The organism is Ralstonia sp. 25C (assembly GCF_051904805.1).
Lineage (GTDB): Bacteria > Pseudomonadota > Gammaproteobacteria > Burkholderiales > Burkholderiaceae > Ralstonia.
The window spans coordinates 1,508,659-1,531,422 of the sequence record NZ_CP196738.1 but is presented as its reverse complement, the minus strand read 5'-3'; the positions used below and the strand labels follow the sequence as shown (position 1 = coordinate 1,531,422).

Genomic DNA, 22,764 nt, shown 5'->3' with positions numbered 1-22,764 from the left:
GAGCGAAGGCCGTGCCATGCGTACTACTTTGTCCAGTCTTGGCGATGCGACGCCGTCCTGCCGTGCGTCGCTGTCGCCTGTGTTCTTGACCCGCTTGCCTCGGTGCTCAGAAACGTTTCATTCGTGACACCTCTGACGGGGTCAGCGTGGATGCGTGGCTCCTCAGAACCACAGGATGGCGCGTGCCACCACCCCCTTCGCCCGGTCCGCGTGGGTCAGCGGCAGGCGGTATTGCACGGTCAGATCCAGCCAACTGGCCGGTGCTGCGTATTGCGATTCGCGAAACCAGTAGCGGAAGTTGATGCCGGGGCCAACACCCAGCGCGAGCTGGTGGTCAGCCTTGTTGTCGTGGTCGCCGGCCAGCACGATGTGCGGATACATCGTCAGGTGGTCGCTGATGGATTCCACCCGCCACGTGCGCCCATAGCGCGCCTCGGAGCTGATGATCAAGCGGCCCTGGTTGACGAAATACGCGGCCTCCCCATACACCTGCCAGGTCTGCCAGCGCGGCTTGGTCACCTGCAGGTCGATCCCCTGGTCGGTGGAGAAACCGATACGCAGCAGCGTGTCGTTGGTGGTCAGGTGGCCGATGCGGAACAGGCGCTCGGCGGTAAAAACGAGATTGAGGTCCTTGATCGGCTTGTAGCGCGCACCGACCGAGCCCTGGGCCGTGGGCAAGCCCGTGGTGCCGCTGCGGTCGTACACGCTGTCATAACCGCGCGCGAACACCTGGAAGACGCTGCCGTCGCGGTAGCCAATGCCGGGCGGCTGCCAGTACACCTCCGCACCAGCCTGCGCCACGCTGACGGTGTTGGGCAACCCGAAGGCCGAGGTCTGATAGGCGCCCGAAAGCACCATGCCCCACGTGCGCTGCATCTGTTCGATCTCGCGGCGGTAGCCAAAGCGGCGGTCGGCGGGGAGGCGGTCATCACCGTTGCCTCCGCTATCACCGTTGCTGCCTTTGGCATCGGCATCGGCGTGGTCCAGGCTGTCGTGGAACAGTTTGATGGCGGTTGGGTTGTCGCCCAGGCGCTTGGCAGCATACGCGGCATCGGCGTAGTGGCTCCAGTTGCCCTGGCCGGTGGCGAAACCGCGCTGGAACGCCGCCAACGCGGCGCGGTCATCTCGCGCACGCAGATGGGCGTAGGCGTCGTTCAAGGCACGCTGGCCTGCCGCGCTCGGCGTATCGGGCGCAGCTGCATCGGCCTGAGGCGCCGTGGCCTGGGCAAGCAGCGCTTGCGCGTAGCGTTGGCGGTCGGGGTCGGTGGTGTGCTCGGCGGCAAGTTTGGCTGCCTGCGCGGCCCCGGCGCGGTCCCCCAACTGCAGGCGGGATTGCGCCAACCGCAATTGCACATCCGCATCGGGCTGGTCTTGCAGGGGCGCGAGCGCATCCAGTGCCGCCTGCGGGTGCTTGGCGGAATACGCGCTGTCAGACCACGCCAGATCGAGATTGCGCCGCTCCTGGGGCGTCCAGTCAGTGCCCTTGAGCGCCTGCGCGAAATCTTGTTCGGCCGCAGCGGCGTCGCCTGTCTTCTGTGCAAGGAAGCCATGCTGCGCATACACGCGCGGCTCATCCGGGTACTTGCGCAACAACGCATCGGCTTGTGCGCGCGCGGCATCCAGTCGGCCCTTGCGGGTGAGCACGTCGAGCAGCAGCAGATTCAGTTGCAGGCTATCGGGCTGAACAGCCAGCGCTGCACGCGTGGCAGCCTCGGCATCGTCGAGCTTGTTGGCCTCAATGGCGCGATACGCGCGGTCGGCGCGGAAATACGCATCGGGCTGCAACGGTTGCACAGCCTGGTCGGCCAGCGACACGCCATGACATAGCGTCCACACCGCCACGGCAATCGGCCAGCGCAGCGCATGCAGACGGCGCACAGGAGAACGGTGATCTCGTTTGGGGTTCATGCCACACCTCCCGCAACAGATGGATTGGGGTGTGCCCCGGGCCCAGGCTTCGGGTCAGGCGGCACGGACATCGGGGGGATGGTGGAAACCTCGGGTGCGGGTGCCGTGCTTGGGAGCGCTGAGAACGTATCTGGGCCGGCGCCCGTCATGGATTCTGTAGACAACGTGGCCGCCAGCACGGCGGGTTGCGCCGCCGGGCCAAAGACCACCGTGGGACGGCGGTGCGGGGGTGCCGCCATGTGGGCCAGTTCGGCCAACATCTCATGGTCGCAAGCCATGAAGCACGCCACCTTGCGGCCCGCCGCATGTGCCAGCTCTTCCAGCGCCGCGCCATCGGGCAACTCCGACACCGCAATGTTGAGGGAGCCATCCTCGCCAATGGAAAACGGCACCACGTGATGCCGCACGGCCAGGTCACGCGGCAGGCAGTCCGCCAGCGCGCCCAGCACCACGTTGGTCAAGCTCACGCGTGGCAGGTCGGCCTGTTCGGCCAACGCATCGGCCAGGGTATCGGGCGTGACCAAACCCTGCTGCACCAGCACCTGCCCCAGGCGGCGCCCGGTTTTCTGCTGAATGGCCAGCGCGGCATCCAGTTGCTCTGGCGTAAGCACTTCCCACTTGAGCAGCGTTTCCCCCAGCTTGCACCGCGTACGGCCCAGCGCGTCGTTCGACAGATAGGTGTGCTGCGTCTTGTCCCACGCAATCGGTTTGCCGGTCAGGCAGTAGATAAGGAAAATCTTCCACGCCCGGCATACCGAGAAGAAGTTGATGAAGTTGTTCACCACCAGCCTGGGCAGGCACAGCACACCCTGCAGCGGGCCATTGAGCCGGCCGACAAAGTACACACGCTGCGCCAGCCGGTTGATGAGCAGCGTGGCATTGATGGCCAGCAGATCCTGCATCCACCACGTCCCCACCACAAACGAGCCATCGGGCACCGCAATCCAACCCTTGAGCTGCAGCGCCCCAACCAGCAGGTAGTTGAGCGACAGCACATACGCCAGGATGGAGAACAGTGCCGTCAGCACGCCCTTGCGGTCGCGGAAGAACATGTACTTGGTGATGAGGTTGCCCTTCCACCCCATCTGCAGCCAGCCCTGAAATGCAATGCCCAACACCCAGCGCGCGCGCTGCCGATACGCGGTGCGGAACGTGCTTGGAAAGTACTCGCGCGTGGCCAACAGTTGCGGCCGCGCCCCTGGCCGCCGATGGTGCAGCGAATGAGTGCGCATCACGTCGTCGGCATCGGATGTCGGTGCGACGTCCTCGCAGATCGGGAAGTGCACGAAGGCCTCGCGCATGCCCAGTTCGCGCAGGCGGAAGCTGAAGTCGTAGTCTTCAGTGAGCGTGCTGGTGTTGAAGGGGGAATCGCCGCGCACCTTCATCACCGCCTCGATGGCACGGCGGCTGTAGCACAGCGCCACGCCGGCCCCGGGCACCGTGCCGGTCAGCGCCTGACGGGCCACGAGGTCCTTCTGGTGCGTCTCGGAAAAGTCGTCCATGTAGGTGCCGGCCACCCACTCGTACCACTTGCGCTCAAGCGAAAGCACCGGCAGCTGCACGAGATCCTGGTCGCTGATGAAGTAGTTGAAGTACTTCAGCTCCAGCGGGTGGATCACGTCTTCGCAGTCGTGCATGATCACGCCGGCAAAGCGGATACCGTGGCCGGCCTCGTAGCGCACGATGGTCTGGATGATGGTGTTCAGGCAGTCGGCCTTGCAGGTGGGGCCGTCATGCGTGACGGCGGCGCGCACCACTCGGCCGGGATAGCGGCGCACCATGCGCTCCACCTCGGTGGTGGTCTCGGCATCGTTGCGGTAGGCACCGGCAAAGATGATGAAGTGCGTGTACTCCATCGTCGCCAAGGTGTTCTCCACCATCTTGGCGATGACGTCGTACTCCTTCCAGGCCGGCACCATGATGGCGAGCCACTGCTCTTCGCGCTCGCGCAAGGACTGCGCGGAAATCGTCACGGGCGTGCGGCCACGCTGCGGCCAGAGCCACAGCTCGCGCACCCAGTAGAAGGCGTCGAGGAAAAAATCGTCGGCGGTGCTGATGAGGATGACGAGCGTGGTCGCCACCGTCAGCGTATTGAGCAGCGCCACATAGAAGTCCCATGGCACGTCGCTCATGGTCCCTCTCCGGTGCTGACAAGCTGCCCTCGGCAGGTACGCCCGTCCTGATGCCTCTCGTTCCGCGCTGTGGCGCCCATCGCTTCCCCCAGGTCTTTATCCATGCCCTGCGCCTCGTGTGCAAACGATGGTCGCCAGAGCAACGTTCTGTTGCCCGCTTCGGGAGGAGGGAACGCGAGGACCATACCAACGCCCGCGCGGCGCGCCGTTGTGCGGCACGGCACTGTGCGCACGCACGTTGGCATGCGCCCCACGCGTGGCTTTGTTGCATGGGTGAACGCAAGACAAGGTGCGCAGCGGCAAGGTGATTGCCGCCATGGCATACAAGGCGCGCTGTCGGCACGCGGCACTCATCCACGCAGCCGATAGGGTCGCCGTACAAACGACGGATGCGTGGTGCCCTCGGGCACAGGGTGTTCGGGTTAAGCGTGCCGTGGGCCGTTGCACGGCACATTGCGGGCGGTTTGCCCCGCAGATGGCGCAGTTCCAGCCGCTACAACCACAAACCCTTGTCGCGCAAGGCCGCGCGGACCGCAGCCCATCTCCGATTCAAGAGACGCGTAGAAACGCGGCGAACGCCGTGAGGGAAATAGGCCGATCGCGCACTGCCCTCACCGGGCCAATCCACTGCAGCGGCAATGTTGATCAACCCCACCGCATGATTTGGTTGCAGCCCTGAAACACAAAGCCGCGCACGAGGCGCGGCTTGCATGCGTTGCTACCAACTGCGTTACGTCTGAATCTGCGTCAGAACTGTTCCCAGTCGTCCGCGTCGTCGGAGGTGGTTGCCAGGGCGAGCTTGCCCGGCTTCGATGCAACGGGCGCAGCCGTCGTCGAAACAGGCGCTGAAACAGGTAGCGGAGCCGGCGCTGACACGACCGCCGCTGCGGGCGCCGAAGCTGGGGCTGCCGTTGGCTTGCGCACGGCACGCGCCGTTGAGGTGGTTTTCACAACGGGCTTGCGCGGCGCCAGCTTGGCGATAGCCGGAACGGAAGATGCCTTCGGCGCTGCAGCCAACGCAGTCGGGCTGCTCCCATCCGGCAAGCGGAACGACGCCACAGCCGCGCGCAACACGCCGGCCTGTTCTTCCAGCGACTGCGCAGCGGCAGCCGCTTCCTCCACCAGCGCGGCGTTCTGCTGTGTGACCTGGTCCATCTGGTTCACAGCCTGGTTGACCTGTTCGATGCCGGAGCTTTGCTCGTCCGACGCAGCTGAGATCTCGCCCATGATGTCGGTCACGCGCTTGACGGCCACCACCACTTCGTCGATCACCGCGCCAGCCTCCGTCACCAACGCCGACCCGTTTTCCACACGGCCCACGGAATCGCTGATGAGTTCCTTGATCTCCTTGGCCGCCGTCGCCGAGCGCTGCGCCAGGCTGCGCACCTCACCAGCCACCACCGCGAAGCCACGACCTTGCTCGCCTGCCCGTGCGGCTTCCACCGCGGCATTCAAAGCAAGGATGTTGGTCTGGAACGCGATGCCTTCAATCACGCCGATGATGTCGGCAATCTTCTTGCTGCTGTCGTTGATGCCCGACATCGTTTCGATGACGCGGCCCACCACTTCGCCACCCTTGACGGCGACGTCCGACGCGCTGCCCGCGAGCTGGCTCGCCTGGCGTGCGTTGTCCGCGTTCTGCTTCACGATGCTGGTCAGCTCTTCCATGCTCGAGGCAGTTTCCTCCAGCGAGCTGGCTTGCTCTTCCGTGCGCTGCGACAGGTCCATGTTGCCGGCCGCAATCTGCTTGGTGGCGGTGGCGATGGATTCGCTACCCCCGCGCATCGTTTGGATGGTGCGGATCAGACCGCCCTGCATGTCGATGAGGCCACGCGTGAGCGCGCCCATCTCGTCCTGGCTGGTCACCGTGATGTGCTCAGTCAGGTTGCCGCGCGAGATCTCGCCAAAGTGGCCCAGCATGCGTGACAGCGGCACGGAGATCGCGCGATGCAGCCCGAACGCACAGCCGAGTGCCGCCGCAATACCAACCACGATGGCTCCGATGGACAACGTCAGAAACGCCTGCGTGCGCGCCACCGCGCCGTCATACGCGGCCTTGGCCTGTTCGGCCTGGTTGCGGTCCAGCGCCTCCACAGCGGCGGACAGCGCCACGAACTGCGGCGGAATCACCGTCATCACGACCTTGTCGACCGTGGCAACGTCATGGGCGCGCAGGGCGGCAATCAAGGGCTCGATGCCGTCGCGGAACAGCGCGGCGCGCTTGGTCTCCACTTCGGTCGCCAGGCGGGACTCTTCCGCACTCATCGGCAGCGCCTTGTATTGCTTCCAAGCGTCTTCCGACTTAGCGCGGTAGCCGTTGGCCTTGTCGATGATGGCGGCAATGTCGGCCGCGTCGGGGTGGAACACCGCGCGGTCCAGCGTGGTACGCACGATCGCGGCATTCAACTGTGCCTTGCCGACCAGCGACGTCGAGGCCAGCTGATTGCCGTAAATGTCTTTGATGTTTGCGTCGGACGCGCGCATGCCGACCACGCCGATGGTGCCGATGGTAGTCAGCAGCACCGCAAGCAGCGCCAGCGCGGCATTGAGTCGGAAGCGGATAGAGAGTCGATTAAGCATGGGAGTCGGAGCGGGTTATCGCTTCCGGTATATCGGCGGGCGGGCCGCATTTCTTAAGCGAACAGGCCTCCCATGCTGAGGTGCGGCTTAGAAGTGGTGAGTACCGCACTGCCAACAGGGCCGTCATGACAAAATCCGACCAATGTGCTGATGTCGACCTACGAGGTAGTGAAAATCCAATGAACAACCCGCTCGACAATGTGCTGCAACTGGCGTTGGCCAACGACGAACTGGACAAATTCCTGGTGGGCGAGCCGTTCTACGTCCTCGAGGCCAAGGTCGACAACGATGAGCCGCAGAACGTGGTGGCGGCCTTCGACCAGTTGATCCTGCCGTACTGGCGCCAGACCCATGATGCAAGCTTCCCGACGCGTTTTGTCGCGGCCCTGCTGACCCTCCTGGCGACCGATCCGGACCGCAACCGGGCGATCTACATCGCTCATGACTGGGTTTGGTACTACCGCTTCTGCCAGGACCGGCAGCGCAAGCAGCCGCAGGGCCCCTATGGCGACCTGTTCGATATCGACCTGGGCGGCGTGGCATTGGCGCTCAAGCGCCAGTTGGAGAGCCGCAAGGCCGACCTGCAGGCCGACACCCGCTGGGCGGGCGCGGCCTGGAACAGCCTAGACGGCATGTGGACGCCGTTGATGCGTTCGGCGCTGATGGTGCGGGACAAGCTGGGCGGGCCGGATTTCGTTCCGGCCAATGCCTGAGCCGGCGTCAGGCAGTCACTGCCTGCGCGGAGTGGCCGGCGTCCTTGAGCAGGGCGTCGACCTTCTTAGATGGGGTCAGTACGGCACCGCCATGTTGTTTTCGATGCGCGCGCGATCACCCGGGCGCAAGCCGTTCGGGTTGTTCTGCGTGAGCGTGACGCGGGAGTTGTCGTTCAGGCGCATCGTCACCTGATAGGTCTGACCGACCACGGTGTTGCCTTCCACCGCGTTGCCGGCCATCGCACCTGCCACCGCGCCGCCAATGGTGGCCACGGTGTTACCGCGTCCGCCGCCCACCTGATGACCCAGCAGACCACCCACCACGCCACCTAGCACCGCGCCCACACCCGAGGGTTGGCCACGCACCGGCACGGCGTCGATGCGCTCGACCACGCCGTAGCGGTTGTCCGCAGGGGCCTGGTAGGCGGGCGCATTGTCGGAGGGATACGGCGAATAGTTCGGTTGCGAATAGGCCGGCGCCGGCTGCTGCGGGTACGGCTGCTGCGGATAAGGCTGCGGCGCGTTCTGGTCGTAGCCGTTATAGCCGTTGTTATACGTGTTGCTGTTGTCGTACCCGCCGGTATAGCCGTTGCTGTAGGTGGTGGTGCCGTAGCTGTTGCTGTAGGCACTGCTGCCTGCGGCATAGCCTGCGCCGTAGCCCGCGCCATAACCGGGGTACGGTGCGGTCACACAGCCCGTCAGCCCTGCTGCCGCGGCGGCCAACGTCGCCACCGCTACCCACCGCCCTGCGCGTGCTGCCTTGTTCATTGCTTGCATGATGAATCCCGTCTTGTGGACGAGGCGTCTGGTCCGGGCCGGTGTCGATCTCGGCCTGCGGCAATGCGCCTCTTGCCGCAAAGTCTATGCCGCCGCCTCGATAGCCCGTGAAACCAAACCCGTTCATTGGTAACGCGGTGTAACCGCACCGGGGCCAGGGCTTCCGGCGCGGGCCGTCAGCATGGCCGCCGTGCTGTCACTCGCCGTCGAACTCATACCCGACTTCGCGCAGCATCTCCTTGGCCACGCGCTCGCGCATATCGGGCGTGCGGACTTCTCCACGTCCAGCACGCCCACGGCGCCCTTGTGGTTCACGTCATGCACCTTGCGGAACATGCCCAGGTGCTCACCCACCTTGATCGCCGCATCCACCGTGGAATGCAGCTTCACTTCGATGCCGTGCTGCGTCACCTTGGTTCCCGCATACAGCGCCCGGGCCGCTGGCGGCAGCTCGCGCGTGTCCGCGATGTACACGTCCGACACGCCTTCGCCGTTGCACTCCGGGCAATCCGGGTGCGGCATCAGCGTCTTATTGAAGCCGGTACCGCCTAGCTCGGCGAAGACAGCGGCCGGCGCGTCTTCCTCGGCGTTGGATTGCTCGGCCATGAACAGCGCATAGTCGCGCTCGTACTCGCGCACCGTCCGCTGGTACTTGAAGCCCTTGCCGTAGCAGTGCGTGCAGCACACGCGCCGATGCTGCACAACGTCATTGGCGTCCGCTTGGGCGATGCTCCACAGCAGGCGGACGACGTCTTCCTGCTTGATCTCCAGACGCTCACGCAAAGCGCCTTCCCGCTCGCCTATCAGTTCCTGAACCTGGGGATCGCGCAGCAGCCGGCACGCCGCAGTCTCGGCTGAATTGCCAGTCGCCTTGTAGCCTTCCCGCCGATACGCGGCCGCGGCGTTCCTGTCGACTAGGTATTCATCGACAAACAGGCGTTGCTTGGCGGTCAGCATGGCCCATCACAACAGGCGGCCAGCGGCCACGCCCACGACCAGGCCAACCACCAGCGCCGCCACGATCCGCGCACCAATGCAGCAACGGCAGTCCGTGCCCTCGGTCAGCAGCGCGAGCGCGCCCGACGCGGCTGTCGTCGCGCTCGCAGGGGTTCACGTTCATCGCTTGGGTGGCTTGGGAGGGAGCTTCTTTTTGCAGGGGCAGCCCATGGTCAGGCCTCGGCGGACAGGCGCTCTTTCAGCGCATAGCCCATCAGGGGCCAGATTTTCTGCACGGCGTTCTGGCGCGCGATCTTGCGGCCAATCTCGGCATCGAAGTTCGCCGGGCTGGCACAAGCCGATTCGCCGGTCACGGTGAAGCCGTTGCGCAGCACCAGCACGCAAAACGTCAGCAGCCCCAGCGTGGAGTAGCTTCCGGCCGGCACGCCCTCATCGAGGTTTGCACGCTGGTAGCCCTGCTCTGCCGTAAAGAACACCTCATCGATGATGTTCGCCTCAATGTCAGCCGGCGTCACACGCGGCGCGGTTAGGCCCTTGGCCACGATCTCGGCTTCGATACCGGCGTCGTCCACGCGCGGCGATTCGATGTTGTGCATGCTGGAACACCTCAGAATGGTTGCGGCATCAGGACTCGAACCTGAAACCTCCGTGGTATGAACCCGGCGCGCTACCAGTTGCGCTATGCCGGCGAAATAGAAAAGGCCCGCGCGGTGGCGGGCCTTGCTGAAAACCTCATTGGTTGGGCTTGGCTTTGCCCCCTGCTCACCTACGGATACGATCCGGTAGTGCAAAATCGTCGGTGAGTAGCCGCCCTCCACGAAGGGCTCCCATTGAACAGTGCTGACTATATGACCCAAGAATCCCGCGCCTATCGCCCCTACGATGACTCAGAGCCCACCGGAAAGGCACTCAATGACCATATTGCCGAGCGGATGGGAACGTTCGCGGACGGCTTGCAGGATAGCTTCGCTGAATTCTGGAATTTTCGTGAGCTCATGGCAACAGAGTCTGATCGCGGCTGCGGACTGATGGGTGCCTCGTATGTTGACAATCGACTTGAAGAATTGCTCAAGAAGCGACTGCGCCTGAATAGCGATCTAAAAGCCAGAATGTTTGACTACTCCGGACCACTCGGCAGCTTCTCTGCACGAATCAATATGGCATACGCGATCGGGCTGCTCCCTGGGAATCTGCGCACCGAACTGCATGTCATTCGCGACATTCGAAACGTGTTCGCGCACAGCGCGGCCCACCTTACCTTCGATACGCCAGAGATTGCGAAGCTTGCGGCCAGGCTTAAAGCTCACTTCAGAGAGGAGACCGACCCTGCTCGGAAGAAATTTGTGACCTCAACGGTCGGCATCACAGCGTACCTAAATGGGTGCATCCACAATGCAACGGAGTTCGAAGCTCCAGCAGACATCGAAATTGCAACCGCTGGCGCTCTGGTACGTGAGGAAGTCGACCGCGCCGTCGACGCGATACAAGAGAACATCGGGGACTCTAGCGCCACGTAGTGGCAAACAAAAAACCCGCACTAGGCGGGTTTCGGTCGCACCTGTGGCGGTGCAAGAGCCTCTATTTTCGGCACTGAATGCTGAAAGGTCAAGTCAGCAATGCGCAGCATTCACATGACACGCGCGGTACAAATTGCTGCTCACCTTGGCCGGAAGTTCAGGACGATCCCACTTGGCGCCTTGCCATTGACATCACGCGGCAGTGGGTCGGAGCGCTCCACGGCACGCAGCACGGCTTCGTCATAGGCGCCGTTGCCACTGGACTTCGTCAGGCGTCTGGACAGGATCGAGCCGTCGGGTGCCATCGTCACCATGACCACGGCCAACGGATTGCCGTCGATGGTCTCCGGGTCGAACGCAAGGTTTAATTTCACTTTGCGACGTATTCGTTCTGCATAGCTAACGTGCGAAGCGGTCGTATTGCTCAATGCACCAGACTCGCCCAACGCGCCCCTATTGGGCGCGGCACATCCGGTGAGCAAAAGCGTACTGGCAACAAGCACGAGACAAAGGCCCCCCCCCGCGCGATAGTACCCATGAACCCAGAACATCATTCGTTCACCTGGTATGTTATGCGCTCCTCCCGTGGCCCCAATTTCTCAACCTTCACGATGCGGAAGCGCTCCATGCCGTTGTAGATAAGGTAGTGCTCATATAGAACAGGGCATTGGCGGCCCATAACAGCATATTTGCAATCAGTGGTTTCAGCATACCGACCCTGCGGCTTGCAAACGTTGTAGTTGAATCGGCACGTATAGGTGTTGACTTTCGCAATAGCGGGTTGATTCACTGAAACAAATAAGGCCCCAGAAATTCCAACTACCGCTACTGCTTTGGTGTACAGGCTCATATGACGCCATGGTGAAGTGACGGGCGATTTAGTCTATCCGGCACACATCGACGCACCGTTACATCATGTTGAGCTTCAAGCCGCGCACGCCTCCCGCACAACCCCCGCCTCCTGCAGCAGCTCACCAATCCGCGCAACTGCCCTATCCAGTTCCCCCGCATGCTGCCGATCGCCCGCCACCTCCCGCGTAATCGTATTGGCATGCTTCGCCACCGTGTTGCGGTCCACCCCATACGTCTTCCCCAACTCGACGTAATTGGACGGCGCCCCGGTCAGCGCATTGCGCACCAGCACACGCCCAAGCGCCGGTTGCTCAAGCACCCTGAGAACAGCAGCGCGGTATGGTCGGCCAGCCATTCCAGCGCTGCCGCCCATTCCCGATTCGGCGCATGACCGGAGCAGCAGGCATGCCCACATGCAAACGACAGTTCCGCCGGCGCGAAGCGAACCGCCAGCACGCGCTGCTGGGCGGGTGACAGCTTCTCCACCGACGCGCGAATCATGCCCGCCTGGCCGGCGCCATCCAGCCCACCGAGGCCGCGCCCAGATCCCGGCGGCGCATACAGCCTGGCCATAGCCGACTTGCCGTATTGCTGCGTGCTGAACGAAAACGCATAGCGCCGCGCGTTCTCAGTGCTCTCGAAAATCGGTTCCATGTCTTCACCCCTCGTGCTTCCAAACTTCAATTTCCGTGGTGGGTTAGCATGCCGGCCAACCACCCCGATACCATCACCCCATGACCGCATATCCAGCCTCACTCCTAGCAGCGTCCCTACTTTTCGTTGCCACCACCGCGTGCGCCGCAGAGCCACAGACCAGCGTGAGCGACTTCGTTCCGGGCCCTCCCAGCGTCACGAACGATGGAACTGCTAAGTTGGCCACCCGGCCGTACACCGGTCGCAGCGCCGTCTGCACCGATCCAGCCCCGATCTATCCGGCGCTCTCTCAGCAGCTAAAAGAGGAAGGAAAGGTCATAGCCAAATTCAAGCTAGGCCCGGACGGGGCGGCGCAAGAGGTGAAAATCACCCAGTCTTCCGGCCACGTTCGACTGGACTTCGCGGCAATTGAGGCCATCCGCAAGATCAAATGCACCGTCCCTCCAAATCAGCAAACCGAAGAACCAACCACTGGTTGGATCACCAAGTCGGTCAGGTTCAAGTTGGAGGATTAAGCGCCCGCGACCCTGCCGCAATAGCCGCCCCACTGCGCACCTGCGCCCCCGGAAACCGCAGCAGGCGCCAGCCGGCCAACACTGCCGCGTTGTACTTCTCGCAGTCGGCGGCGAACCCCGTGCCCCGCGTATGCTTGCCACCGCTGTGCGTGCCGCCCTCCACCTTCACGGCCAGCATGCGATCCGGCCAGGCGAAATCGAAGCGCCACTGCCGCGCCGGGTCAAATCGGTATTCGCGCTGGGGCGCCGGCAGCTTCGACGCACGTACCTGAACGCGAACAGCTCCGCGATGGGGCTCAGCGCCCGCACCGGTTTCCTCCCGGACCTGAGAGGCCATTGGACATATTTCGCCGCCCCGAAGCCACGAGCGGTCAGCGAGTCCACGCCTCTAACGAGTCAAATATGTCCGTTGAGAAATGAGGATGGGGCAGCGCTTTTGCTGTCGGACTCTGTCTTGTACCAATTCAAGACCAACGCAATGGTCGATCTATAGATGGACTCACGCGGGCTGACACCCGTCCACGTTAAGATCGAAGCAGTGTAGTTTTGAACACTTGAGGTAACCACTCTGCCTTCCCGCATTCACAATATGCCGACGCTCCTGATCCTCATTGCGATGACGCCCGACAACGTGGCGCAGATCGCCGAACACTTTCACGTGATCCACGCCCCCACTCGCGCCGAACGCGATGCCGCCATCGCACGCGATGGCCAAAACGTACGCATCGTGCTCACCAACGGTTCGACGGGGCTCACCGGCGCGGAAATGGCAGCGATGCCCAAGCTGGAACTGGCCTGCGCGCTGGGCGCCGGTTACGAGAACATCGACGTGGAAGCCGCTCGTGCCCGCGGCGTGGTGGTGGCCAATGGCGCCGGCACCAACGACGCCTGCGTGGCCGACCACGCGTTCGGGCTGCTGCTGGCTGCGGTGCGGGGCATCCCCAAGCTGGACCGCGCCACGCGCAACGGCGTCTGGCGCGACGACATTCCGCTGCAACCCGGCGTCTGCGGCAAGCGCCTGGGCATCGTCGGGCTGGGCACCATCGGCATGCAGATCGCACGCCGCGCGGCCGGCTTCGACATGCAAATCGGCTATCACAACCGCAAGCCGCGCGAAGCGGTGTCGTACCGCTACTTTGATGCGCTCAAGGACATGGCCGAGTGGGCCGACTTTTTGATCGTCGCCACGCCGGGCGGCGCGCAGACCAAGCACCTCGTCAACCAGACGATCCTGGAAGCGCTGGGGCCGAACGGTTACGTGGTGAACATCGCGCGCGGCAGCGTGGTAGATACGGCGGCGCTGGAGGCGGCCATCCGCGCGGGCAAGCTGGGCGGCGCAGGGCTGGATGTGTACGAGAGCGAGCCGAAGCCACCGGCCGGGTTGCTCGATCTAGAGCAGGTCGTGCTGAGCCCGCACATTGCCGGCTGGTCGCCGGAATCGGTGCAGGCGACGGTGGATCGTTTTCTGGAGAACGCCCGCGGACACCTGGCGGGCACAGGCGTGGTGTCCCCGGTCTAAGCCAGGGACACCTGCATCACAGCGTTACGACGTCGGCCGCTTCATCTGGCACGACGTCGGCTGGGCGCCCAGGTGGGGTTCCAGCGTGACGTCGGTGCGCCAGCCGTAGCCGGTGTTTTCCTGGTCGTACTTGATCTTCTTGCCGTCGGCCTTGACCCAGGTGGTCACATACAGCGTCTGCTGGGCCTGGTGATCCGTCTTTCGCATCTCGATCGGGCCATTGAGGCCATCGACCGTCATGCCTTCCATGACCTTCGCCACCTTGGCCGGCTCGGTGGAACCGCTGGTCTTGATGGCCTTCGCCAGGAAGGCAATACCGGTGTAAACATCGGCGTTGAAGAAGTCATCGTTGTACTTCTTCTTGAAGCCGTCGAGCACGGCGCTCGTCTTCGGGTTGCCGTCGTTTGGCGCGAAGTAGCTGATCACCTTCACACGGTCCGCACCCGATGCGCCCATTGCCGTCGGCACGCCCGTGGTGCCGGCGTAATACGTGTAGAAGTTGGTGGTCAGGCCGGCATCCTTCGACGCACGAATCAGCAGCGCCAGGTCGCTCCCCCAATTGCCCGTGATGACGGTGTCGGCGCCCGACGCGCGAATCTTCGCTACGTACGGCGAGAAATCCTTCACCTGCGCCAGCGGGTGCAGGTCCTCACCCACGATCTGGATGTCCGGGCGCTTGCGTTTCAAGTACTCCTTGGCGGCACGCGCCACCTGGTGGCCGAACGAATAGTTCTGGTTCAGCAGATAGACCTTCTTGATGCCCTGATCCTTGGCCAGGTAGCTGGTCAGGGCTTCCATCTTCATGTCGGAGTTGGCATCCAGGCGGAAGTGCCAGTAGTTGCACTTGCTGTTGGTCATGTCCGGATCGACCGCGGCGTAGTTGAGATAGATGATCTCCTTGCCGGGGTTGCGGTCGTTGTACTTGGCGATGGCGTCCTGCAGCGCCATGCCTACGCTGGAACCATCGCCCTGCGCGACGTAGCGGATGCCCTGGTCGGTGATCTGCTTGAGGATCGTCAGGCTCTCTTGCGGCGAAACCTTGTTGTCAAAGCCGACGACTTCAAACCTGGTGCCGTTGCCGCTCCAGTTCTGCTGGTTGGCGAGGTCGGCCGCGTATTGCCAGCTGCGCAACTGGTTTTGGCCCAGCGCGCCCATCAGCCCGGACAGCGGATCGATCCAGGCGATCTTGACGGTCTCGGCGTGCGCCGTGCCAGCCAATGCGCCAACGGTGGCCGCAGCGCACAGCGCGAGTCGGAATGCCTTCATGCAAATGTCTCCTGATGTCTTATCTCTTATCGGTGGACGCCGTGCTGAAGGCATTGTCGAGCATGGTTCTTGCCGGGGTCTGTTGACACCGCTCCGCAAACCAAGGCTTACGGCAGCTCGATCCTTCCATACACAAACGTATGTGCATGGTAGGAAGACGTTTGTTGACGTGTCAACCCGCGCAAACCTGGGGGCGTCAGCCTGCTTTAAGCGCTGGACAGCCGTGTTAGCGCGACTAGAATCCGCCTTCATGCCCAAGCCCTCCCCGCTGATCGACGAACACGACGCACCCGCTGACGCCGATGCCGCTGAAGCCGATGCCTCCGCCGCCACTGCACCGCGTGCGCAGCTCACGCCCAACGACTGGGTGCGCGCCGCCACCGATCTGCTCGTCACCAAGAGCATCGATGCCGTGCGCGTGGATGTGCTCGCCAAACAGTTGGACGTCACGCGCGGCAGCTTCTACTGGCACTTCAAGAACCGCGATGATCTGCTGCATCAGGTGCTGCAAGACTGGAGCGAACGCACACGCATCGGCCCCAAGCTAGAGCGGCAGAACGCATCCGTGCAGGGCTTGGTGCGTGACCTGCTCGCGCTGCCGTTTCGCGGTCGCAGCGCGCGACGTACGGCGATGATCGAATTCGCCATCCGCGCCTGGGCACGGCGTGACCCGATGGCACAGGAAGCCGTTGATGCAGTGGACGAACACCGCACGGACTACTACATCCAGCACTTCCAGGCGATCGGCTTTGCGCGCAAGGATGCCAAAGCGCGCGCGTTCATGCTGTACGCCTACCAGCTCTCCGAAGCGCTGCTGTGGAACCAGGGCAGCAAGCCCGACAAGGATGCGCGTCGGCGCTTCTTTGAAGACACACTGCTGGCTGGCGCGCCGCTCGCCGCCTCACGCGACGCCGCACAGGAATAAAACGTGCTGCATGGCGCGCATGCCATCCTATGTGCGCTGCGATGCCCGGTTCTGCCCCTGCCCAATCCTCCGACCTACCCAGCCGGCTTGACCGACTGCCGTGGAGCCGCTTCCACACGCGCGTGGTCATCGCGCTGGGCATCACGTGGCTGCTCGACGGGCTGGAGGTAACGCTGGCCGGCGCAGTGGCCGGCGCCCTCAAGCAAAGCCCCACACTCCACCTCAGCAACGCGCAAGTGGGCGTGGCCAGTAGCGCTTACCTGGTGGGCGCGGTGCTGGGGGCGCTGCTGTTTGGCTGGCTGACGGATCGATGGGGCCGTCGCAAGCTGTTCTTCATCACGCTGGGCGTGTACATCTCGGCGACAGCGGCGACGGCGTTTTCATGGAACTTTGCCAGCCTCGTCGTCTTTCGGATGCTTACTGGTGCGGGCATCGGCGGGGAATACGCGGCGATCAACTCGACCATCCAGGAACTGACCCCGGCGCGCGTGCGCGGGTGGACGGACTTGGCCATCAACGGCACGTTCTGGGTGGGTGCGGCGCTGGGTGCGGGGGCATCACTGTGGTTGCTGGACCCAGTGCACATGAGTTTGGATACCGGCTGGCGGCTGTGCTTCTTCATCGGCGCGGTGCTGGGGCTCGTCATTCTGGTGATGCGGTTCTGGATTCCGGAGAGCCCGCGCTGGCTCATCACGCGCGGCCGGCATGACGAAGCGCAAACCATTGTGTGCGACATCGAACGCGATATCACCGCGCGTGGCCATTGCTTCGACACCGCACCGCTGCCCGCGCTTCGCTTGCGCAGCCGCGACCATCCGGGCCTGCGTGAAGTGGCGCGCGTGGTCTTCGTGCAGCACCGACAGCGCGCGTTGGTGGGGCTCTCGCTAATGGCAGCGCAGGCGTTCTTCTACAACGCGATCTTCTTTACCTATGCGCTGGTGCTGACGGATTTCTATGACGTGCCAGCCACGAAGGTGGGCACGTATCTGCTGCCGTTTGCGTTGGGCAACTTCCTGGGGCCGCTACTGCTCGGGCGCTTGTTTGACGTGGTTGGCCGACGCACGATGATTGCCGCCACCTATGCGATCAGCGGTGTGTTGCTGCTGGCAAGTGGCGTGCTGTTCAAGGCAGGCGTGCTGGACAGCGCCACGCAGACGCTTGCGTGGACGGTGGTGTTCTTCTTTGCGTCAGCCGCCGCCAGTTCGGCGTATTTGACGGTGAGCGAAACGTTTCCGCTGGAAGTGCGTGCGCTGGCCATCGCGCTGTTCTATGCCGTTGGCACGGGCCTGGGTGGCGTGGCCGGCCCCGTGCTGTTCGGCTGGCTCATTGACACCCATTCGCGCAGCGCGGTGCTGAGTGGCTACGTGTTCGGCGCCGTGTTGATGCTGCTGGCCGCCGCCGTGCAGGCCCGCTGGGGCACCGCTGCAGAACGCAAGCCGCTCGAGCACGTGGCCGTGCCGCTGTCGTTGGACGACCGCACGGCTTGATCCAGGCCAAGTCTGGGCTGCGCGCGCGGTCGCCTGCGGCATATATACTGCCCGCTGCCATTTTCCCGTTTTCCGGAGACACCCATGCCCGAAGCGACCACCCCCGCGACGTACAACGACCAAAACATCTTCGCCAAGATCCTGCGCGGCGAGCTGCCCTGCATCAAGGTGTACGAAGACGATCACACGCTGGCCTTCATGGACATCATGCCGCAGGCCGACGGCCACGTGCTGGTGCTGCCCAAGGAAGGCGCGGCGGAGTTGTTCGACCTGTCGGACGAGGCGGCTTCGGCCGCCATCCGCACCACGCGCAAGCTGGCGCGTGCCGTGCGTGCAGCGTTCACGCCGCCGGGCATCGCCATCTTCCAACTCAATGGCAGCGCTGCGGGACAGACCGTGCCGCACGTGCACTTCCACGTACTGCCGCGCTACAGCGATACCCCGCTGCAACCGCACGCCCGCGTGCAAGCCGACAGCGACAAGCTGAAGGCCCAAGCCGAAAAGATCATCGCGGCACTGCAAGCCGACCAGTAACGCCCTTCCCTACGGCGCGGCGGACGGCACTGCCGAATCCGCCTGCGCCGCGACGTTTCGTGCGTCGTCCCGTCGATAGGCCAACCGGTACAGCACCGGCAGCACCAGCAGCGTGAGCGCCGTCGACGACAGAATCCCGCCGATCACAACCGTTGCCAGCGGACGCTGCACCTCTGCGCCGGTACCGGTCGCCAACGCCATCGGCACGAAACCAAGCGATGCCACCAGAGCCGTCATCAGCACTGGGCGCAGGCGCGTGAGCGCGCCCTCACGTACGGCCACGTTGACCGACTTGCCGTCCTCCCGCAGGCTGCGGATGAAGCTCAGCATCACCAACCCGTTGAGCACCGCCACGCCCGACAGCGCGATAAACCCCACCGCTGCCGAAATCGACAGCGGAATGCCGCGCAACGCCAGCGCCAGAATGCCGCCCGACAGCGCAAACGGAATCCCCGAGAACACGAGCAGCCCATCCTTCAGGTTGCCGAACATCATGAACAGCAGCGTGAACACCATGGCCAGTGCCAGAGGCACCACAAGCTGCAGGCGCCCGGTGGCGGACTGCAACTGCTCGAACTGCCCGCCCCACGCCATCCAGTAGCCGGTCGGCAAACGCACTTGCGTATCGAGCACGGCTTGCGCCTCTTCCACGAACGATGCGATGTCGCGTCCGCGCACGTTGGCGCTGACGACGATGCGGCGCTTGCCGTCTTCGCGGCTGACCTGGTTGGGGCCGGTCACTTCATTAAGCGAGGCAACGTCGGACAGCGGCACGTAGCCCTGGCCGTTGGGCAATGCGAGTGGGAGACGACCCAGTGCAGCGGGGTCACTGCGCGCGGTTTCCGGCAAGCGCACAACGATGCCGAAGCGGCGGTCGCCCTGGAACACCGTGCCCGCATCCTTGCCGCCGATGGCAGCGGACACCGTGTCCTGAATCACACCGATGGAGAGGCCATAGCGTGCGGCCTTGTCCCGATCGATATCCACGTTGAGGAACGGCAAACCGCCGGTCTGTTCGATCTTCACCTCTGCAGCGCCAGCCAGTTTGCCGAGTTGTGCAGCGATGATCCTGGCCTGCGCCTCCAGCACGCCCATGTCGTCGCCGAAGAGCTTGACGGCCACATCGCTGCGCACGCCGGAGATCAACTCATTGAAGCGCAACTGGATCGGCTGCGAAAACTCGTACGCGTTGCCGGGCAGCGCATCCGCCGTCGCTTGGATGTCGGCGAGCAACTGGTCGCGATTGCGACGTTTGCCATCTGGTCCATTAGGCCAGTCTTTCTCAGGCTTGAGCATGATGTAGCCATCGGAGATGCTGGGCGGCATTACATCGGTGGCCACCTCGGCGGTGCCGGTGCGTGCAAACACGCGCTCGATCTCGGGAAACTTCGCCTTGAGCGTGCGCTCGATCTGCATCTGCATCTCCAGCGATTGCGCCAGCCCCGTGCCCGGCACGCGCATCGCCTGCATGGCGAAATCGCCCTCATTCAGGCTCGGCACAAACTCGGCGCCCAGCCGCGTGGCAGCCACCAGCGAGACCAGCACGGCCACCGTCGCAAAGGTAAGCACCACAGCGGGCGCGGCCAGCACGCGTTCAAGCAGTGGTGCGTACATGCGGCGTGCCCAGCCCATCAGGCGGTTCTCTTTCTCGGCGACGCGTTCGCCAATGAACAGCGTCACAGCCGCGGGTACGAAGGTGACGGAGAGGATCATGGCAGCGGCCAAGGCCAGCACCACCGTCATCGCCATCGGGTGGAACATCTTCCCTTCCACGCCCGAGAGCGCAAAGATCGGCAGGTACACCACCATGATGATGAGTTGACCGTACAGCAGCGGTCGACGTGCTTCGCGGGCGGCTTCGAATACCTCTTCGAAGCGCTCCGCGCGCGTGAGTGGTCGGCCGCGTACCTCCTGCGCATGCGCGAGACGCCGCACGCAGTTCTCGACAATGACAACTGCGCCATCAACGATGATGCCGAAGTCCAGCGCACCCAGGCTCATCAGATTGGCGCTCACCTTGGCCGACACCATGCCGCTGAAGGTCATCAGCATCGACAGCGGAATCACCAGCGCAGTCAACACCGCCGCACGCAGGTTGCCGAGGAAGAGGAACAGAACAGCCATGACCAGAATGGCGCCTTCCAGCAGATTCTTCTTGACCGTGGCGATGGCCTTGTCGACGAGCACCGTGCGGTCGTACACCGATTCCACGCGAATGCCGGAGGGCAGCGTTTTACGGATCTCCTGCATGCGCTTGTCCACCGCCTGCGAGACGGTGCGGCTGTTCTCGCCCATCAGCAGGAACGCCGTGCCCAGCACGACCTCGCGCCCGTTGCTGGTGGCCGCGCCCGTGCGCAACTCGCTGCCGCTTTCGATAGTCGCCACATCGCGCAAGCGCACCGGCGTGCCGTTGGGGCTGGCGAGCACGACGTTGCCGATGTCGGCCGCGTCGCGCAACTGGCCTGGCGCGCGCACGAGGTATTGCTCGCCCTTGCGCTCGATGTAGCCGGCGCCGACGTTGGCGTTGTTGCGCTCCAGCGCGGTCACCACATCGGCCAGCGCGAGCTTGTACGACGCCAAGCGTTCAGGGCTCGTAGCAACCAAGAACTCCTTGGCAAACCCGCCGATGGTGTTCACCTCCGTCACGCCCGGCACGTTGCGGATCTGCGGGCGGATCACCCAGTCCTGCAACTCGCGCAGGTCGGCCGGCGTATACGCGGTGCCATCGGGCTTACGCGCGTTGGCATCCGCCTCGACGGTCCACAGGTAGATTTCGCCCAGGCCGGTGGAGACGGGTCCCATGCTCGGCGTGACGCCTGCAGGCAACTGCTCCTTGGCGGCCTGCAAGCGCTCGCTCACCAACTGGCGGGCAAAGTAGATGTCGGTGCCTTCCTTGAAGATCACCGTCACCTGCGACAGCCCATAGCGCGACAGCGAGCGCGTCTGCTCCAGCTTCGGCAAGCCGGCCATCGCGGTTTCCAGCGCGTAGGTAATGCGCTGCTCGGTCTCCAGCGGTGAATAGCCCGGCGCAGGCGTGTTGATCTGCACCTGCACGTTGGTGATGTCAGGCACCGCATCAATGGACAGGCGCGTGTAGCTATACGCGCCGAACCCGGCGGCGGCCAGCACGGCCAGCAGCACCAACCAACGTTGCGCGATGACGGTGCGCAGAAGGCGTTCAAACATGGCGCCTCCTTTTAGTGGCCGTGGTCGGCCGACTTGCCGGCTTCGGCCTTCAGCACGTAGCTGTTGGCGGCGGCGTAGCGCGTGCCAGCAGGCAGGCCTTCGAGGATTTCGGTCCACGTGCCGTCGGTGCGGCCGGTCTTGACGGGGCGCACTTCAAAGCCGGTCGGCACGGGCACGAATACGGAGGGCTTGTCGTCGACGGTCTGCACGGCGTCGGCACGCACGGCCACCGGCACCGGCGCGCGGCCCGACTCGACCGATACGTTGACGAACATGCCCGGGCGCCAGGCCAGCTTGGGGTTGTCTAGCGTCACGCGCGCCGGGGCAGTACGGGTCTGTTCGCCCAGCAATGCGCCCACGTACGACACCTTGCCCTGCACGGACGTACCGGTGGCCGTGGCGCGCACCGTGGCGGCGGCATTGGCAGTCACCGCCTCCAGGTCCTTGGCCGTAACGGAGAAATCCGCCCATACCGTGCGCAGGTCCGCCACAGTGAACACGGCTGTCTCTGCCTGCACCGCCTCGCCCTGCGACAAGTGTTTGGCGACGACCACGCCATCAAACGGCGCGCGCAACTCAAAGCGATTCAATGCCGAACCGGCCGGTGCCGCGCCGATAGCCGCCAGCTTCTGGCGTGCGTTGTCTGCGGCGATGCGCGCTTCCTGCAACGCGGTACGTGCCTGTTGATAATCCTGCTCGGCGGCGATGCCCTGCTCCCACAGGCGCTTTTCGCGCGCATGCGTTTCCTGCGCGAGTGCCAGGCGCTGCTGCGCGGCTTGCAGTTCGCTGCGCTGGTCCGACAGCGCAGGGCTCGACAGCACGGCCAACAGTTGCCCACGCGTGACCGGCTGGCCCAGCTCCACGGCCACCTTCTCTGCCACGCCAGCCACACGCGGCACGACGTGCGCGGTGCGGTCTTCGTTCAGGCGGATCTCGCCGGGTAGAACGACTTCCGTGCGCAACTCGGTCGCGCCTGCGGTTTCCACACCAATCTTGGCGTTCGTGATGGCCTCGGCCGTCATGGCCAGGGTTTCGGCATGAGGAGCGGCTTCGCCATGCCCCTCTGCCTGGTGCGCGGCGGCAGGCGCAGGGGCCGCTTCCGCCTCGGAGGCGGCTGTCTGGCGCGCGCCCATGCCGAACCACAGCCCGGCGGCGGCCAACGCGCCCAGCATGACGATGAGCGCGATGGCGCGCCGTTGTTGCGGTGGAAGTGTCATGTCAGCAGAGTCAGCAGAAAGGGGA

18 protein-coding genes, 1 tRNA gene and 1 pseudogene are annotated in these 22,764 nt (G+C 64.1%); 7 read left to right on the top strand and 13 right to left on the bottom strand.

All coding sequences use genetic code 11. The annotated features are described in order from the left end of the window. Positions 1-162: 162 nt before the first annotated feature. The 3 genes from ACS7SF_RS25400 to ACS7SF_RS25390 all read right to left on the bottom strand — a co-directional run bounded on the left by ACS7SF_RS25400 (position 163) and on the right by ACS7SF_RS25390 (position 6,620). Entirely contained in the window at positions 163-1,908 is a 1,746-nt protein-coding gene (locus ACS7SF_RS25400; protein WP_439893227.1) for an NfrA family protein, read from the bottom strand. After that, positions 1,905-4,040 (bottom strand): glycosyl transferase family protein, encoded by a 2,136-nt coding sequence (locus tag ACS7SF_RS25395; protein WP_439893226.1) that lies wholly within the window; start codon positions 4,038-4,040, stop codon positions 1,905-1,907. The genes ACS7SF_RS25400 and ACS7SF_RS25395 overlap by 4 nt, the downstream gene beginning before the upstream one ends. A 747-nt stretch (positions 4,041-4,787) precedes the next feature. After that, positions 4,788-6,620, bottom strand: coding sequence for a methyl-accepting chemotaxis protein (locus tag ACS7SF_RS25390; RefSeq protein ID WP_439893225.1), 1,833 nt, complete (start codon positions 6,618-6,620; stop codon positions 4,788-4,790). Positions 6,621-6,799: 179 nt separating this feature from the next. Between ACS7SF_RS25390 and ACS7SF_RS25385 the strand changes: the two genes are divergently transcribed. Continuing rightward, complete coding sequence (locus ACS7SF_RS25385; RefSeq protein WP_439893224.1) at positions 6,800-7,333, top strand: hypothetical protein; 534 nt, start codon at positions 6,800-6,802, stop codon at positions 7,331-7,333. 75 nt (positions 7,334-7,408) lie between these two features. On the opposite strand, the gene ACS7SF_RS25380 is transcribed toward ACS7SF_RS25385, so the two are convergent. The 4 genes from ACS7SF_RS25380 to ACS7SF_RS25365 form a co-directional block, all read right to left on the bottom strand. After that, complete coding sequence (locus ACS7SF_RS25380; protein ID WP_439893223.1) at positions 7,409-8,110, bottom strand: glycine zipper 2TM domain-containing protein; 702 nt, start codon at positions 8,108-8,110, stop codon at positions 7,409-7,411. Positions 8,111-8,233: 123 nt separating this feature from the next. Next, positions 8,234-9,067 (bottom strand): terminase small subunit, encoded by an 834-nt coding sequence (locus ACS7SF_RS25375; protein WP_439893222.1) that lies wholly within the window; start codon positions 9,065-9,067, stop codon positions 8,234-8,236. A gap of 212 nt (positions 9,068-9,279) precedes the next feature. After that, positions 9,280-9,639 carry a Gp49 family protein gene (locus tag ACS7SF_RS25370; RefSeq protein ID WP_439894482.1) on the bottom strand — a complete coding sequence of 120 codons (360 nt, stop codon included), beginning with the start codon at positions 9,637-9,639 and terminating at the stop codon, positions 9,280-9,282. 41 nt (positions 9,640-9,680) lie between these two features. Continuing rightward, positions 9,681-9,757: transfer RNA gene (locus ACS7SF_RS25365), tRNA-Met, on the bottom strand. Between the two features lie 158 nt (positions 9,758-9,915). Here ACS7SF_RS25365 and ACS7SF_RS25360 point away from each other — a divergent pair. Continuing rightward, positions 9,916-10,584, top strand: a complete 669-nt coding sequence (locus ACS7SF_RS25360) for a hypothetical protein (protein WP_439893221.1) — start codon at positions 9,916-9,918, stop codon at positions 10,582-10,584. 140 nt (positions 10,585-10,724) lie between these two features. On the opposite strand, the pseudogene ACS7SF_RS25355 reads toward ACS7SF_RS25360, so the two are convergent. The 3 genes and pseudogenes from ACS7SF_RS25355 to ACS7SF_RS25345 all read right to left on the bottom strand — a co-directional run. Then, positions 10,725-10,985: pseudogene (locus ACS7SF_RS25355) on the bottom strand (energy transducer TonB); the annotation flags it as partial. A gap of 149 nt (positions 10,986-11,134) precedes the next feature. Then, complete coding sequence (locus ACS7SF_RS25350; protein ID WP_439893220.1) at positions 11,135-11,434, bottom strand: hypothetical protein; 300 nt, start codon at positions 11,432-11,434, stop codon at positions 11,135-11,137. A 272-nt stretch (positions 11,435-11,706) separates the two neighbouring features. After that, the gene (locus ACS7SF_RS25345) at positions 11,707-12,090 is read right to left on the bottom strand and encodes a hypothetical protein (RefSeq protein ID WP_439893219.1); all 384 of its coding nucleotides are present in this window, start codon (positions 12,088-12,090) and stop codon (positions 11,707-11,709) included. A 164-nt stretch (positions 12,091-12,254) separates the two neighbouring features. On the opposite strand from ACS7SF_RS25345, the gene ACS7SF_RS25340 reads away from it, so the two are divergent. After that, on the top strand, positions 12,255-12,605 hold the full coding sequence (locus ACS7SF_RS25340) for an energy transducer TonB (RefSeq protein WP_439893218.1): 351 nt from the start codon (positions 12,255-12,257) through the stop codon (positions 12,603-12,605). A 589-nt stretch (positions 12,606-13,194) separates the two neighbouring features. After that, on the top strand, positions 13,195-14,124 hold the full coding sequence (locus ACS7SF_RS25335; protein WP_439893217.1) for a 2-hydroxyacid dehydrogenase: 930 nt from the start codon (positions 13,195-13,197) through the stop codon (positions 14,122-14,124). Between the two features lie 24 nt (positions 14,125-14,148). Here ACS7SF_RS25335 and ACS7SF_RS25330 read toward each other — a convergent pair whose 3' ends face one another. Beyond that, positions 14,149-15,390 carry a branched-chain amino acid ABC transporter substrate-binding protein gene (locus ACS7SF_RS25330; RefSeq protein WP_439893216.1) on the bottom strand — a complete coding sequence of 414 codons (1,242 nt, stop codon included), beginning with the start codon at positions 15,388-15,390 and terminating at the stop codon, positions 14,149-14,151. Positions 15,391-15,640: 250 nt separating this feature from the next. Here ACS7SF_RS25330 and ACS7SF_RS25325 point away from each other — a divergent pair, with 250 nt between their 5' ends. The 3 genes from ACS7SF_RS25325 (at position 15,641) to ACS7SF_RS25315 (ending at position 18,336) form a co-directional block, all read left to right on the top strand. Next, positions 15,641-16,315: a TetR/AcrR family transcriptional regulator gene (locus ACS7SF_RS25325; protein ID WP_439893215.1), complete on the top strand. Its 675-nt coding sequence runs from the start codon at positions 15,641-15,643 to the stop codon at positions 16,313-16,315. A 41-nt stretch (positions 16,316-16,356) separates the two neighbouring features. Next, complete coding sequence (locus ACS7SF_RS25320; protein WP_439893214.1) at positions 16,357-17,802, top strand: MFS transporter; 1,446 nt, start codon at positions 16,357-16,359, stop codon at positions 17,800-17,802. Between the two features lie 84 nt (positions 17,803-17,886). After that, positions 17,887-18,336, top strand: a complete 450-nt coding sequence (locus ACS7SF_RS25315; protein WP_439893213.1) for an HIT family protein — start codon at positions 17,887-17,889, stop codon at positions 18,334-18,336. A gap of 9 nt (positions 18,337-18,345) precedes the next feature. On the opposite strand, the gene ACS7SF_RS25310 is transcribed toward ACS7SF_RS25315, so the two are convergent. Next, positions 18,346-21,522 (bottom strand): efflux RND transporter permease subunit, encoded by a 3,177-nt coding sequence (locus ACS7SF_RS25310; protein ID WP_439893212.1) that lies wholly within the window; start codon positions 21,520-21,522, stop codon positions 18,346-18,348. 11 nt (positions 21,523-21,533) lie between these two features. Further along, positions 21,534-22,739, bottom strand: a complete 1,206-nt coding sequence (locus ACS7SF_RS25305) for an efflux RND transporter periplasmic adaptor subunit (RefSeq protein WP_439893211.1) — start codon at positions 22,737-22,739, stop codon at positions 21,534-21,536. Positions 22,740-22,764: the final 25 nt, after the last annotated feature.

Coding starts and splice junctions, on each gene's coding strand:
- ACS7SF_RS25350 (WP_439893220.1), bottom strand. CDS start 11,434: ATGAGCCTGTACACCAAAGCAGTAGCGGTAGTTGGAATTTCTGGGGCC.
- ACS7SF_RS25310 (WP_439893212.1), bottom strand. CDS start 21,522: ATGTTTGAACGCCTTCTGCGCACCGTCATCGCGCAACGTTGGTTGGTG.
- ACS7SF_RS25325 (WP_439893215.1), top strand. CDS start 15,641: ATGCCCAAGCCCTCCCCGCTGATCGACGAACACGACGCACCCGCTGAC.
- ACS7SF_RS25385 (WP_439893224.1), top strand. CDS start 6,800: ATGAACAACCCGCTCGACAATGTGCTGCAACTGGCGTTGGCCAACGAC.
- ACS7SF_RS25330 (WP_439893216.1), bottom strand. CDS start 15,390: ATGAAGGCATTCCGACTCGCGCTGTGCGCTGCGGCCACCGTTGGCGCA.
- ACS7SF_RS25395 (WP_439893226.1), bottom strand. CDS start 4,040: ATGAGCGACGTGCCATGGGACTTCTATGTGGCGCTGCTCAATACGCTG.
- ACS7SF_RS25315 (WP_439893213.1), top strand. CDS start 17,887: ATGCCCGAAGCGACCACCCCCGCGACGTACAACGACCAAAACATCTTC.
- ACS7SF_RS25400 (WP_439893227.1), bottom strand. CDS start 1,908: ATGAACCCCAAACGAGATCACCGTTCTCCTGTGCGCCGTCTGCATGCG.
- ACS7SF_RS25375 (WP_439893222.1), bottom strand. CDS start 9,067: ATGCTGACCGCCAAGCAACGCCTGTTTGTCGATGAATACCTAGTCGAC.
- ACS7SF_RS25380 (WP_439893223.1), bottom strand. CDS start 8,110: ATGCAAGCAATGAACAAGGCAGCACGCGCAGGGCGGTGGGTAGCGGTG.
- ACS7SF_RS25305 (WP_439893211.1), bottom strand. CDS start 22,739: ATGACACTTCCACCGCAACAACGGCGCGCCATCGCGCTCATCGTCATG.
- ACS7SF_RS25360 (WP_439893221.1), top strand. CDS start 9,916: ATGACCCAAGAATCCCGCGCCTATCGCCCCTACGATGACTCAGAGCCC.
- ACS7SF_RS25320 (WP_439893214.1), top strand. CDS start 16,357: ATGCCCGGTTCTGCCCCTGCCCAATCCTCCGACCTACCCAGCCGGCTT.
- ACS7SF_RS25345 (WP_439893219.1), bottom strand. CDS start 12,090: ATGGAACCGATTTTCGAGAGCACTGAGAACGCGCGGCGCTATGCGTTT.
- ACS7SF_RS25390 (WP_439893225.1), bottom strand. CDS start 6,620: ATGCTTAATCGACTCTCTATCCGCTTCCGACTCAATGCCGCGCTGGCG.
- ACS7SF_RS25335 (WP_439893217.1), top strand. CDS start 13,195: ATGCCGACGCTCCTGATCCTCATTGCGATGACGCCCGACAACGTGGCG.